The organism is Streptomyces sp. YGL11-2 (assembly GCF_050054615.1).
In the GTDB taxonomy this organism is placed as follows: Bacteria; Actinomycetota; Actinomycetes; order Streptomycetales; family Streptomycetaceae; genus Streptomyces.
This window is the reverse complement of the sequence record NZ_JBNHIN010000039.1, coordinates 31586-44935: the sequence shown is the minus strand read 5'-3', so window position 1 is coordinate 44935 and position 13350 is coordinate 31586. Positions and strand designations below refer to the sequence as shown.

Below are 13350 nucleotides of genomic sequence, written 5' to 3'. Positions count from 1 at the left end.
AGTGAGCAACGCCTGGAACACGGTGGCCCTGACGCTGGCCGAAGCCGGCTGCGATCTGGTGGTCGGGGTGCCCTCCGATGAGCCCGGTCTGCTGGATACCTCGGTGACGGGCCTGCGCACGCTGGTCGTTCGCGACCAGCGCGTCGGGGCCTGCCTGGCCACCGGCCACGCCATGGTGTCCGGGAAGCCCGCCGTCCTCGCCCTGACCTCGGGCCCGCCGTTCCCGAACGCGCTGGCCGGGCTCGCCGAGGCCGCCTCGCTGTGCGTCCCGCTGGTCATCGTCACTACCCGGATTCCGACAGCCGGCATCGGCCGCGGCGGCTTCCAGGAGACCGACCAGCGGTCGATGGCCTCCTCGCTGGTCAAGTGGCACTACGTCGTCGAGTCGCCCGAGCAACTCGCCTGGGCGGTGCGCCGCGCGGTACACCTGTCCGTCAACGGCCGTCCGGGGCTCACCGTGGTGGAGATCGCCGACGAGGTCACCCGGCCGGCGAAGGCGTTCACCCCGTCCGCACAGCCCCCGGTCACCCGGCTGCGGTCAGCCCCGGACCCGCAGGCGGTGCACCGCGCCGTGACGGCGCTACGTTCGGCCGAACGCCCGTTGGTGATCCTGGGCGGCGGTGCCAAGGCCGCCGGGGCGGGTGAGGCGGCGCTGCGGCTGGCCGAGACCCTGGACGCGGTCGTCATGACGACCGCGTCCGGACGCGGGTCCGTGCCGGAGTCCCACCCGTCGGTGGTCGGCCTGGTGGGCCTCTACACGACCCCGCCGCTGGAGAACCTGCTGGCCGAGACCGACGTGGTCCTCGCGGTGGGCACCCGGCTTGAGGAGACCGTGCGGATGGGTTGGCCAGATAGTAGGCACATCCGCCTTGTCCATATGGACACGGATCCGTACGCCTTCGGCCAGGCATTTGAGCCTGAAGTGGCGGTGCTCGGCGACGCGGCGCTCACCCTCAAGCTGCTCCTGGATGAGCTGCGCCCAGCTGAGCCCAGCCTGGCCCGGGCCGACTGGCGCCGCCGCCGGACCGAACTGGACGACGAGGCATTCACGCTGATGCACCGCACTGGCAGCACGGGCTCCCTCGCCCGTGAGGCCGTGCTGACCACAGGCGAGGTGTTCGGTGAGCGCACCAACTACGTGCACGAGAACGGGCTGCACGATATCTGGTCTTACCACTACCCGCTTCTCCCGATCGGAACCAGCACCAAGGTCGTGATGCCGGGCGAACAGACCATGCTGGGCTTTGGACTGCCAGCCGCGGTTGGCGCCGGGATGGCGCGGCCCGACGTGCCCACCGTCCTGCTCTGCGGCGACGGGGCGATGGCCATGAACGTCCCGGCGCTGGTCACCGCGGCGGAACATCGGATCGGCCTGGTTGTGGTGATGTTCGATAACTCGGGCTTCGGCTGGCCGCGGCACCTGCGGGTGATGGCCGGCGAGCAGGACGACCTCACCCGCTTCGCGGTGTCCTTCCCACTCGACGAGATGATCCGCGGCTTGGGTGGCACCGTCACCGACGTCACGGACCCCGACCAGCTGTGCATGGTGCTGGCCGCCGCCAAAGAGACCGCGCGCACCGGCGCAACGGCACTGGTCCGGGTGCTGGTCCTGGACAACGACGTGCCTCCGGGCATCACCCGTGTGCTCGCCAACCTCGACGGCTCCTGAAAGGGGCACCGAGATGCTCGATCGAACGTCCGGGTCGGTGACTCTTCCCAGGCCATCGGCGCCCAACGGGCCGCTGCCCCGCGGGCAGCTGATCATCGATGGTGCCCCGGTGCCCCGGGCCCGGTTGGCCCGAGCCGTCGACGCCGTCACCAAAGCGCTGGAAGACCTGGGGATCGGCGAGGGGACGGCGGTGTCGACCCCCGCGCGCACCGGTCTGCCGGTCATCACCGCGGCGGTGGCCGCGCAGCGGCTTGGCGCGGTCCTGGTTCTCGGCGAGGACCCGCTCGGCGAGGACGGCCACGCCGCCCTGCGTGGCACCATCCGAGCGCGCGTACAGGGCGATCCAGCGGGTCTGGAGCCGTCCGTGGTGCGCGTCGAGTTCGGCGAGCCCGAGTCGCCACTGCCGTATCCAGGCGCGTCGATCTTCTGGACGTCCGGCAGCACCGGTACGCCCAAGGCTGTCCTGCTCTCCCGGTTCGCTCTCGACTACCAAGCCACCGCCAGCGCCGAGCGGTTCGAGGTGTCCGCGGCCGATGGCTGGGTCGTGCCCATCCCGCTGTCCCACGCCTACGGGTTCAGCATCATGCAGATGTGGCTGCGGTTCGGCTGCACACTGCACCTGCTTTCCACCATGCATCCCAACGTGGTCGCAAAGTCTGTTTGCGAGCCCGGAAGTTCGATGTTGGACGGGGTCCCCGCGCTGTACGGGGTGCTGCTGCGGATTGCCGAGCGCGACCCAGGGTTGCGAGCCCGCCTCAGCGGACTGAAGCTGCGCGGCTGCGGCGGAGACGTATTGCCGGAGACGCTCCGTCGCCGGTTCACCGAGGCCGTTGGCCAGCCCATCCACGACGGTTACGGGCTGACCGAGGCCGGCCCCAACGTCGCCGTGTCCGCGCCCTCCGCGCACCGGGCGGGAACGGCAGGCAAGGCGCTCTGCGGCACGGAGCTGCGGATCGCTCCGGGCTCGGGTGAACTACTGGTGCATGGACCGGGCCTGATGACGGGTTATGTGAACGACCCGGCGGCCACCGCAGCCGCCTTCACCACCGACGGCTGGCTGCGCACCGGCGACCGGGCCGAGCTGTCGGCCGACGGCTTCCTGCGCATCACCGGGCGGCTCAAGGAGGTCATCATCGTCCAGGGCGAGACCTTTGCGCCGAGCTCGATCGAACAGGTCTTGCTGGAACACCCCGACGTGGCGGAAGCCGCCGTTCTGGGCCTTCCCCGCGGGAACGCCCGCGGGGACCACGTGATCGCGTACGTCGTGCCACAGACATCGGCGGACCAGGCCGTGCTGGTGCCGGAGCTGACCCGGCTGTGCCGTGCCGAGCTACCGGTGGTGATGCGACCACGCACCATCGAGACGGTGACGGAGTTCCCGCGGCTGGCCTCCGGCAAGCTGGACCGGGCCGCCCTGCGTCGTAAGGGAGGTCTCTGCGATGACTGACCACCTGGTCGTATCCGGACTCGGGTTGACGACCCCGTTCGGAGTCGGCGCACAGCGCTTCTGGGACGGCCTGTGGGCCGGCGAGAGCAGGCTGCGGTTGGCGCCGGTGGCCGGCGGGACAGAGACGGTCTGCGGTCAGGTTCCGCTGCCCGAGGACACCCGCCCGCGCCGCTCTCGCCTCCTGCGCGGCGCGCTGCGGGAGGCCCTGGGCGGAGCAGACCACCCGGCGGAGCCGGACCGCACCCTGCTGGTCGTCGTCGGCCAGTCGCCGTGGACGGTGGCGCCCAACGGAGATGAGGACGCCCTGGAGGTGGCTGCCGGGTGGCCAAGGGAGGACTTGCGACGGGGCTTCGCCGACGTCGTGTACCTCTCCCAGGCATGCGCCTCTGTCTTCTTCGGCCTCGGCTACGCACGGGACTGGATCCGCAGCGGCCTGGGTGACGCCGCCATCATTGCGGGCGCCTTCACCATCAACCGCTATGAGTACCTGGGCATGTCGGTGGTGCGCGCACTCAGCGGCACCGGCGCACGCCCGTTCGATGACGGCCGGGATGGCACCAGTCTCGGTGAGGGCAGCACCGCGCTGTTGGTCGAGACGGAGTCCCGGGCCCGCGCCCGGGGGGTCCGACCGCTGGCCGCAATCACCGGACTGGAGTGTCGGATCGGTGGGCACAGCCGCACCGACTCCGACCCGGACACGCTGCTCGCTTGCATAGAGGGCGCGCTCGGCCAGGCGGGCATCGACCGGGCCGATTACGTGCACGCCCATGCGACCGGGACGCCGCAAGGAGACGCCGTTGAACTGGAGGTGCTCGACCGGCTGGGCACGCGGCTGGGCTGGCACGGCATCCCCGCGGGATCTCACAAAGGTGCGATCGGGCACCTGATGCACGTGTCCGGCGGCGCCGCGGTGGCAGCCGGCCTCGGCGCACTGCGCACCGCGATCGCCCCCGGAACCCCCGGACTGCATACACCGATCGAGACCTCGGCCGCGATCGATTTGCTGGCGACACCGCGACAGATCCCGCGGCTGCGCACCGTGCTGATCAACAGCTTCGGCTTCGCCGGCAACAGCGCCGCGATGGTGCTGTCGGCGATGCCCTGACGTTCAGATCAACCAATTTCCCCGAATTCTGCGAGAGAAGGCAAACGGTGGACAACGCACTGTCGCGTTACTACGACGGCATCAAGGCTGCGGTCGAGGAGCTTCGGAACACCCGGAGCCTGGGCAGCACTGAGTGGTTCCAGCCGGGCTGGGACCTACCGGAACCCTCCGAGCAACTGGAGCGCTTCTTCGCAGCGGCTGAGCTGTCCGGCGGCAGCCTGGGCGAGTATCGCGGCCGGCCGCTGTGGTTCCTCAACATGACCGAGAACCCTCGGACCAGGACCACCAAGACGTTCGGCTCGCTGCTGATCGTCGCCCGGGCGCTCCAGCACACGGCCGCTACTGGCGAGCCGGTGCTGCTGCTCACCCCCTCCGCCGCCAACAAGGCAGTGGCGCTTCGGGACGCGGTCCTGCGCGCCTACGAGACCGGGCTGGCCACTCCGGAGACGCTGCGGGTGACTGTGGTGGTCCCGTCCTCCTCACTGCCCAAGCTCTGGGACTCCCCGATGCTGGCCAATCCGGCCTATGCCGCCGCCAATCCGATCGGTGTCTTCGACGGCTCGGAGCGCGAGGACGTCAAGAAGCTGGCGACGGGTGCCGTCGGCCTGGTGGCCGAGGAGATCCGCCAGGCCACCGGGTTCCGGGTCTGGTACACCCTCGACCCGAACAACTACATGGTCGCCGACGTGGTCCGGGCCTACTACGAGCGCGACGCCCTGACCCCGGGGGAGCGGACCCGCTGGCACACCCACGCGGTTTCGAGCGCGTACGGCTTCCTCGGACACGACCTCGGTCGCCGGCTCGCCAAGCGGGACGGGTCGTGGACAGCCACCGGGCACGCGCGGTACCTGTTCGTCCAGCACCTGGAGACCCCCGACCTGGTGACCGGCCTCCGCTTCGGCGAGAGCACCGAACACGCCCTCCCGGACTACGAGTTCGACTCGGATACAGGTCTGATGAAGCAGGCCGGGCAGACGGACCCGCGGTTCCCGTCGGTCTGCTACAGCACCGAGGAGCGGCTGGAACGTACCTTCTACACCCGCCGACCCCCGACGATTCCGCGAGTTCAGGAGCTGGTCACCCGACAGGGCGGCGACGGCATCGTCGTCTCGCTGCACGAGTGCCTGCAGCGGTACCAGGAGGTCCGGCATCTGCTGGCGAAAGGCGGCATGACCCGGCTGCCAGAGGACCCGCGCAAGCTGCGGGAGTTCGCCATGGTGATGTCCACCGTCGGCGCCCTCACCGCGATCGACCGCGGCCTGGTTCCCGAGGACGAGGAGATCCTGATCCACGGCTCCGGCGCCTACTCCGAGGGCGAGTTCCACTCGCCGGATCGATGCAACCTGACACCGGTCGCGGTGCCCGAGGACGTGGCAGCGCTGCTGCGGGAGGCGGCCAAGGCCTAGCCAACCCACAGACTCACCTTCGTCGGTAGCGGCGACGGGCCGGGCCGTAAGGCGCCCGGCCCGTCGCCGGAACCCGAACCAGCAAAGGACTGACGTGGTTGCTGTACCTCCTTCCCACCTGCCCATCGGGGAGCCCGGGCACCCCCGCCCGGGCGCTCGGGCGGGCCTGCCCTCGCGCACCCGGATGTGGTCCGCCTACTGGTGGCGCAACAGCGGTCACCCGCTCGGGCTGCGGCTGCGCGCCGCGTGGGAGACCAGGGACGGTGCTGTGGCACCCGCCGTGGTGTCCCATCTCGGCGGTCTGTCGGTGGCGTACACCGGGCTGCCCGAAGGCGTCGCGCACACCCTGGAGTTCACCGAGCACCGGCGCGCACAGCCCGGAGAGCTCACCGCCAGGCGGGTATCCCAGCGGCTGCGGGCGGCGGACCTGCAGTATCCCGCTCGGCTCCCCGACGCCGATATCGTGATCACTGGTACGAGCACGCAGCGGGCCCGTTCGCTCTCCTCGGCGGCAACCCTCGTGATGCCGATGAAGGTTCATCTGGTCGTCGACATCGATGGTGACGCGGAATCACTACGACGGCGGATCTCCAAGCGGGAGCGCTCACAGTTTTCCCGCGGCCAGCGGGAGCACGACTGGAACTGGCAGGTGGAAACCGATCCCGCCCGGTTCGATCTCTTCTACCACCGGATGTACCGGCCGACCATGCAGCGTCGACATGGCGTCCGGGAGCGGACCGAGTCGGCGGAGACGGCCTACGAATGTCTATTCCGCGGCGGACGGCTGTTCCTGCTGCACCAGAACGACCGACCGGTCGCCGGCGCCCTGTGCCACTGGGCACCCCGCTCGGGGACGCTGACGCTACGGCTCCTGGGTGTCCTGGACGGCGCGGCGGAGCACTACGCCAGCGGCGCATTCAAGGCCGTTTACCACTATCTGGTCTCCTGGGCCGGCGAAAACGACGTCAGCCGGGTCGACTTCCAAGGAACGGAGCCGTTCCTGAGCAAGGGAACCTTCCAGTGGAAGCGCCGCTTCGGCTCTCGGGTGATCATCCCCCCGACCCATTTCGGCGCGAAGCGGCTCTGCCTGTCGGTTCGCCGGGACACCCCCGCCGTCCGGGACTTCCTGGTCGGCAACCCGGTTCTCGTCGAGTGCGAGGACGGATCGCTGGAGGCCGTCTACTTCACCGACTCGCAGCGACCGCCCCGCCTCGACTTCTCCGCGAAGGCACCCGGCGTCGACCGGATCCGTGAGGTGGACCTCGACGACTTCCTGTGTCGCCTCAGCCGATAGCACGCAATTCTCAGACAAGAAAGGCAATCATGATGGGCGCGCTCTCGAAGCCCCGCCTCTCGCCCCTCGGTGTTCTCGCGGCATCCCTCTTCCTCCTGAGGTTCGGTTCCACGATGACTGCAGTCGGCCTGCCGCTGCTGGTCCTGCACCGCTACGGCGCCGGGCTGGATTCCGGACTCACGCTGGCGCTGGAGATCCTGCCCAACGTGCTCTTCGGGGCCGCTGTCGGAGACTTCATCGACCGGTCCGACCCCCGAAGGTTCGCGATCCTCGGCCCACTGCTCGCCGCACCGTTCATCGCCCTGCTGATCGTGGCCGACTCCCTGGTGCAGCTTCAGCTGCTGGCGCTGCTGATCGGCATCGGCTACATGGTGGGCCTGCCGGCCCGGATGGCGCTGCGGTCCAGCGTCATCACCAAGGGGGCGGAGAGCAAGGGCAACGGGACGCTGCTGGCCGCTCAGCGGCTGCCCACCCTGCTGGGGCCGGCCGTCGGGGCAATACTTCTGTCGGTCAGCTACTCAGTGATGTTTCTGGTGGACGCCGTCAGCGCCGTGCTGGCCGCGCTTCTGCTGCTGGCCCTGCCCGCGCGCCCGCGCCCCACCGCGTCAAAAGCCCCGGCGGAAGCCGGTAAGTCCAAAGCCGGCGGCGCTCTGCGCAGGCTGTTCGCGCAGAGCATCCCCGAGGTGGTCGGGGCGGTCGTGGCCGACCGGGCGCTGGCCGCGCTGGCCGGCACCGCCTTCACGTACATGTTCGCCTTCGGCATGACCCGGCTGTTCCTGGCCGCGTACGCGTTGTCCGGGTTCCCGCACCAGTCCGGACTGTTCGGCCTGCTCACGGCGGCCATGGGCGCGGGCGCGGTGGTCGGCTCCATGACGGCGGCGCGGTTCGGGAAAGTCCCGCAGGGCGTGCTGTATGTCGTGGTCAACGTGGTGGAGAGCTGCTGCTGGCTGTCGACGGTCTACCTGCCCAATCAGGTGGCCGCCATGGTGGCGGTGGCCCTGGCAGGGGTTTGCGAGTCGATCGGGACGGTGGTGTTCTACACCGAGGCTCAGACGCGCCTACCCGCGAACTTCGAAGGCCGATTCTTCGGGATGCTGGTGCCTGTCTCCGACGCCTTCTCGGTGCTCGGCACGGCCACGGCGGGCACCGTGGTGGCCACCGGAACGACGTCCGCGGCTTGGATCATCGCGGTTGCCATGGCACTACCTGTCCTATTGCTGTGCCCGCTGTTCCTGCGCCGCAGACTGTGGCAGCCCACCAACAGCGGGGTGCCCGTCACTGCGCCGCTCAACGAGGGGACGGTGGACTGACGTGGAACGACACACACGACACAAACGATCCGCGGCCCCCTACGGGCTGCAGCGCGACATGATGATGTTCGCCGAGCGGGACTCCTCCGGCGCCGCGCGCACTCACCGCTACGCCAATGTGGCGGAGGTTGTGCGGATCCGGGGACCGCTCGACGTCGGGCGGCTGCTGCGGGCAGCCGAGCACACCGCCGGAGACATGGACACCCTCGCGGGACGCTTCCGGCACGACGGTGGGGCAGATCTGTTCACCCTGGAGCAGGGACGCCGGAGGATCAGCCACGCCTTCGTCACGCTGACCGACACGCCAGAGGATCTGGCGGCCTCGGGGCTCGGCGAAACGCTCCGGCGCGCTGCCAATCAGCCCCGGGATCTCCAGGACGATCCGCCCGTGCACGTCCTGGTCGCCCAGATATCGCCGCAGGACCACCTACTGCTGCTCGTTATGGACCACTCGGTGTCCGACGGCCGTACGCTGGTGCTGTTCCTGCGTCAACTGTCGCGTTACTACGGCTGGCTCTGCGCGGCCGAGGGCGAGGAGTCCGACCGTCGGCCGAAACCGCTGCCGAGCTTCTGGGACTTCACCGACGGCGTCGCCGAAGCACGGCGGGAGCGCGAGGAGTCCCGCGAGTTCTGGTCCCGGGCGCTTTACCGGGCCGCCGACGTCCGTGGCCGCCCTGAGTTCCCGGGTGGTCGGTGGAAGCGCAAGGGCACCCGGGATCTCACCGCGGTCCACCTCGAGCGGTGGCCGGAGAGCGAGACCGGCGCCATCGACCAGATCTCCGCCGCACATCACGTGTCGCCGCACATGTTCATCCTGGCCGCCTACTCGCTGGTGGCATCGTCCTGGAGCGACGGCTTCGTCGCCGTCAATTACATGCGCAACGGGCGTGAGGACCGGCGGTCGGTCAGGGTTCCGGGGCCGCTCGCCGAACACGCAGTGACCGTGCCGCTGGAAAGCCAGCAGGAGGCTCGCGGGCTTGGCATCGCCGGCTACCTCGCGGCCTGGGCCGCGCACAACGCCGCATCCCCGCCGTATTACGGGCTTACGCAGCGGGAGTTGGAGACGCTGGAGAGCGAGGAGAACCGGCTACTGCTGTTCAACTTCCTCCCGGCCGTGCCGGCTCTGCGGTTTGGCGAAGCCGTTGGGGCTCATGATCCACAGATTGCGGCGCTGCTTGAGCCGTACGACACGACCAGCAAGTTCGGGGTCCGGATGCAGCTGATCCACGACCCGCACCAGGAACTCCAGGTGGGCGTCTACAGCGATCCGGAGATCCTGCCCGCGCCTGAGGTTCTCGGCCGGGCGGTCCGGCAGGTGGTGCGCTGCGCGGTCGAGCATCCAGAAACACCAGTGGCTACCGCGATTGAAATGGTCCGACAGAGCTGGTCGTAGTACGTGCACCCCTCTAAGACGAAAGCAGGTCTCAGCGTTGATACACCTTGCCGATTCCGGCCCAGCGACGACCGGTTCCGCGACTCTGGCGCTTCCCCTCCCCGACCGCATCGGCACAGGGATCTCCCAAGGGACGTGCGGAGAGCTCGTCCAGGGCGTGATCGGGGACCGGAACTTTCTCCTCACCCTGCCGATCGACCTCCAGGTACGGTGCGTGGTCACCCGCACCGCCACGCCGGGGATAACGGTGTGGCCCCCGCACAAGACCAAGGTCCGCCGGGCCGTGGAGGAACTGGTCCGACGGTTCGGTCGGGCCGCCTCGGACGAGTTCGGGCTGCGGATCGACGTGGCCTCCCCGATCCCCGAGGGCAAGGGGCTTGCAAGCAGCTCGGCGGACATCGTGGCCGCGTGCCGAGCGGTCTCGGACTACTTCGGCGAGCCGCTGACAGACCACGAGATCGGCGAGATCGCCTGCGGCATCGAGCCGAGCGACGCGGTGATGTTCGACCACCCGGTGGTGTTCGAGTTCATGGCTGGGCAGGTGCTCCGCGACCCCGGACGGCGCTTCCCGATCCTTGCCGTCGCCGTCGACACGGGGGGCTCAGTCGACACCCAGAGCTTCCGGCGCAGGCCGTACACCGAGGACGAGCGCGCGATCCTGCTGCGCGCCTACCACCTGGCTGTCAACGGTCTGGAGACGGGACGGATTTCGGATGTCGGAGCCGCGGCGACGCTCAGTGCCCGGGTGAACCAGGCCCGGCACTTTAAACCGCACCTGGAGACCCTGATCGAACTCTGCGCGGCGTACGGGGGCGTCGGTGTGTCAGTCGCGCACAGCGGGACTATCGTCGCGATGCTGTTCGAGGTCCAGCGCTCAAACGCGGCCCGCGCGGCCGCCCTGGCCGCGCTCGAGTGCCTGCCCGGGGCGGACGTCAGCATCCTGGGCGGGCGCTGAGATGGCGCCGTCCCCCGGCCTGTTGGCCGGAAAAACGATCCTGGTCACCGGGGTCCTGACCGATCGCTCCATCGCCTTCCATGTCGCCCGCACGGCCCAGGAGCAAGGGGCCCAGGTGCTGCTGACCGGGTACGGACGGCTGTCCCTGGTCCGGCGGATCGCCGACCGCCTGCCCGAGCCGGCCCCGGTGCTGGAGCTCGATCTCACCGACCGCGAGCAGCTGGGCTCGCTGTCGGAGCGGGTCCGAGAACACACGGACCACCTGGACGGGGTCGTGCACTCGGTGGCGTACGCGCCTCCCGGGGCGATGAGCGGAAACTTCCTGGAGACCACCCCTGAGGACGCAGCGACCGCGTTCGAGGTGTCGGTGTTCTCGCTGCAGGCGCTGGCATCGGCGGTGCTGCCGCTGCTCTGCCCCGGTGCCGCGGTGGTGGGGATGGACTTCGACGCCCGGCAGGCATGGGCCGGCTACGACTGGATGGGGGTGGCGAAGGCTGGGCTGGAGTCGTGCTGCCGCTACCTTTCCGCCTACCTCGGCCCGCGGGGTATCCGGGTCAATCTCGTCGCGGCCGGTCCGCTCCGCACGGTTGCGGGGCGGGGCAGCCATTTGGCCGGGGCGGACCCGGCGGAGTTCGAGGCGCAGTGGCACGCCAGGTCCCCGCTGGGCTGGTCCGCGTCCGACCCGGAGCCGGTGGCCAAGGCGTGCGCGGCCCTGATGTCGGACTGGTTCCCCGCCACCACCGGCGAAATCGTGCACGTGGACGGCGGCGCCCATGCGATCGGAGACGGAGTACCGCGTGCCGAACACCCCATCCCCCCAACCTGATCAACACCACTACCTCACCTCTGTGCTGCCGCCGATTTCAGTGGATCGTGCGCGGATAGCCGAGTTCGCGGATGCGGTCGGCGACCCCAACCCCGTCTACCGGGACCCGGCCGCGGCTCGGGCGTACGGGCACCCGGACGTCATCACTCCGCCCACCTTCGCGATCTGGATCTCCAGCAAGGCGGAGCAGGCCATTTTGGACAGCTGTCCGGGGGGCTTCGACTTCTCGTCGGCGGTCCATACCACCCAAAGCTTCCGGCTGATTCGCCCGATTCGGTCCGGTGACGTGTTGACCGCCAGGGCTCGAACGGTCGACCTGAAACCGTCGCTGGGCGGGGTTCTGCTGACCACCGAGGTATCCGTTCACGCGTCCGAGGGCGAGTTGGTGTGTGTGACGACCAGCGCATTGCTGTCCCGTCACCGCCAGGGAACTCATTCCTCTCATCACGATTGTTGACAAGTCGAGGGATCGTTTATGCAAACAAATTCTGCGGTCGCCGCTGTGCGGCTTCACATTCCACGCCTCTCTGAAGGCGCCGTCCGATCATTTCTGAAACTCCGATTCGAGGAACCACGATGAGCATCACGACACCTGACGTAAGCCTGTCGACAATGCTGGCAGACCTACTCGTTGGGGAGGGCTTCGGGCCGTTCTTCGGCACCCCGTGCGGAATTCTCGCGCCGCTATACGAGGCTCTTGAGCGGGACGCCGGGCTTCACACCATTCCTCGTGAGGACGCGGCGATCGGGGTGTCCGTCGGCGCATCCTGCGGCGGACGGACGCCGGCGGTCCTGATGCAGAACTCCGGGCTCGGGCAATCGGTGAACGCATTGGCCTCACTTGTGGTCCCGTACAGCATCCCCATGCTGCTCATCGTCAGCCTGCGCGGTATTGCACCGGACCCGACTCCCGAGAACCTGGTGATGGGGCGACTGACCGAGCCGCTGTTGGACAGCCTTGAGATCCCTGCGCTCCGCCTGACCCCCGAATGCCTGGCCGACCAGGTCGCCTGGGCTCATCGGCTGGTCTCCGACGAGCGCCGGACCGCCGCACTCCTCGTTCCTCCGCAACTCTTCGGATGGCAGGCATGAACAAGACCACGGCCATACAGGCGATCATCTCGGCCACGTCGGACCAGCCGATCGTCTTTACCACCGGCTACTCCTGCCGGATCGCCAAACACATCGACGACCGGCCGAACCACTTCTACATGACCGGTTCAATGGGGCTCGCCGCATCCATCGCCACCGGCATCGCGATGGCCACCGGATCGACGACGATCGCTGTGGACGGCGACGGCAGCCTCCTGATGAACCCAAGCTGCCTCGTCACCGCCGGTATGACCGCGGACTTGCCCCTGGTTCACGTGCTGCTTGACGACAGCGTCTACGCCTCCACCGGGGGCCAGGCGACCCATGCCGCGCGGGCCGATTTCGTCGCCTGGGCGCGCGCCACTGGATACACGGCGGCTCGTACCGGCAACCTGGAGGAATTCCGGCGCCTGCTCCAGGATGCGCTGTCCTCGTCCACACCGACTCTCGTGCACTGCTTGCTCGCGGCCGAGGACAGCCAGGTCCCGCCACGCATCGACCTGGACCTGCGCGACCACCAGCTCCGGTTCAGCCGACACGTTCGTGCCGCGCTGTCGGCCGACGGGCGACGTAACGCCGGCACAGCGGGTGCCAGTGCCCCGCTCCGCCCGGGTGGTTAAGAAAACCGGGGGATCGGATTGGCCTTGGCTCCTCGGTTCGCGGCCGACGGCACCCATCGCGGCGGCGGCTCCCGGGTGGGTTCCTTGGAGTCCTGTGCGAAGTGGCCTCCGGGTGAGGAGGGCTAGCATGCCTTCGCCGAAGCAGAGAGGCGCTCGACGATACTGGTCCGCCCGCAGGCGGCCGACGGTGCGCTCTCCGGCCACCTACGGGCAGACCAACGTGCGGCAGGCTG

At 69.1% G+C, this 13350-nt stretch carries 12 protein-coding genes; all 12 read left to right on the top strand.

What is annotated here, in order from left to right; genetic code table 11:
* The first annotated feature begins 1 nt into the window (after position 1).
* Complete coding sequence (locus ACO1BR_RS32145) at positions 2–1669, top strand: thiamine pyrophosphate-binding protein (RefSeq protein WP_426798621.1); 1668 nt, start codon at positions 2–4, stop codon at positions 1667–1669.
* A gap of 13 nt (positions 1670–1682) precedes the next feature.
* Positions 1683–3116 (top strand): class I adenylate-forming enzyme family protein, encoded by a 1434-nt coding sequence (locus tag ACO1BR_RS32140; protein WP_426798620.1) that lies wholly within the window; start codon positions 1683–1685, stop codon positions 3114–3116.
* Positions 3109–4221 carry a beta-ketoacyl synthase N-terminal-like domain-containing protein gene (locus tag ACO1BR_RS32135; protein ID WP_426798619.1) on the top strand — a complete coding sequence of 371 codons (1113 nt, stop codon included), beginning with the start codon at positions 3109–3111 and terminating at the stop codon, positions 4219–4221. Before ACO1BR_RS32140 ends, ACO1BR_RS32135 begins: the two co-directional genes overlap by 8 nt.
* Before the next feature lie 47 nt (positions 4222–4268).
* Entirely contained in the window at positions 4269–5627 is a 1359-nt protein-coding gene (locus tag ACO1BR_RS32130; protein WP_426798618.1) for a DUF6002 family protein, read from the top strand.
* Positions 5628–5721: 94 nt separating this feature from the next.
* On the top strand, positions 5722–6921 hold the full coding sequence (locus ACO1BR_RS32125; protein ID WP_426798617.1) for a GNAT family N-acetyltransferase: 1200 nt from the start codon (positions 5722–5724) through the stop codon (positions 6919–6921).
* A 29-nt stretch (positions 6922–6950) separates the two neighbouring features.
* Positions 6951–8231: an MFS transporter gene (locus ACO1BR_RS32120; RefSeq protein WP_426798616.1), complete on the top strand. Its 1281-nt coding sequence runs from the start codon at positions 6951–6953 to the stop codon at positions 8229–8231.
* 61 nt (positions 8232–8292) lie between these two features.
* Positions 8293–9624 carry a condensation domain-containing protein gene (locus ACO1BR_RS32115; protein WP_426798615.1) on the top strand — a complete coding sequence of 444 codons (1332 nt, stop codon included), beginning with the start codon at positions 8293–8295 and terminating at the stop codon, positions 9622–9624.
* A 214-nt stretch (positions 9625–9838) separates the two neighbouring features.
* Positions 9839–10579 carry a hypothetical protein gene (locus ACO1BR_RS32110; RefSeq protein ID WP_426798614.1) on the top strand — a complete coding sequence of 247 codons (741 nt, stop codon included), beginning with the start codon at positions 9839–9841 and terminating at the stop codon, positions 10577–10579.
* A 1-nt stretch (position 10580) separates the two neighbouring features.
* Positions 10581–11405, top strand: a complete 825-nt coding sequence (gene fabI, locus ACO1BR_RS32105; protein ID WP_426798613.1) for an enoyl-ACP reductase FabI — start codon at positions 10581–10583, stop codon at positions 11403–11405.
* Positions 11377–11862 carry an FAS1-like dehydratase domain-containing protein gene (locus ACO1BR_RS32100; protein WP_426798612.1) on the top strand — a complete coding sequence of 162 codons (486 nt, stop codon included), beginning with the start codon at positions 11377–11379 and terminating at the stop codon, positions 11860–11862. The genes fabI and ACO1BR_RS32100 overlap by 29 nt, the downstream gene beginning before the upstream one ends.
* 119 nt (positions 11863–11981) lie before the next feature.
* Positions 11982–12497: a thiamine pyrophosphate-binding protein gene (locus ACO1BR_RS32095; protein ID WP_426798611.1), complete on the top strand. Its 516-nt coding sequence runs from the start codon at positions 11982–11984 to the stop codon at positions 12495–12497.
* A complete protein-coding gene (locus ACO1BR_RS32090; RefSeq protein WP_426798610.1) occupies positions 12494–13117 on the top strand; it encodes a thiamine pyrophosphate-dependent enzyme in 624 nt (207 codons plus the stop codon). The genes ACO1BR_RS32095 and ACO1BR_RS32090 overlap by 4 nt, the downstream gene beginning before the upstream one ends.
* The last annotated feature ends 233 nt before the right edge of the window (positions 13118–13350 follow it).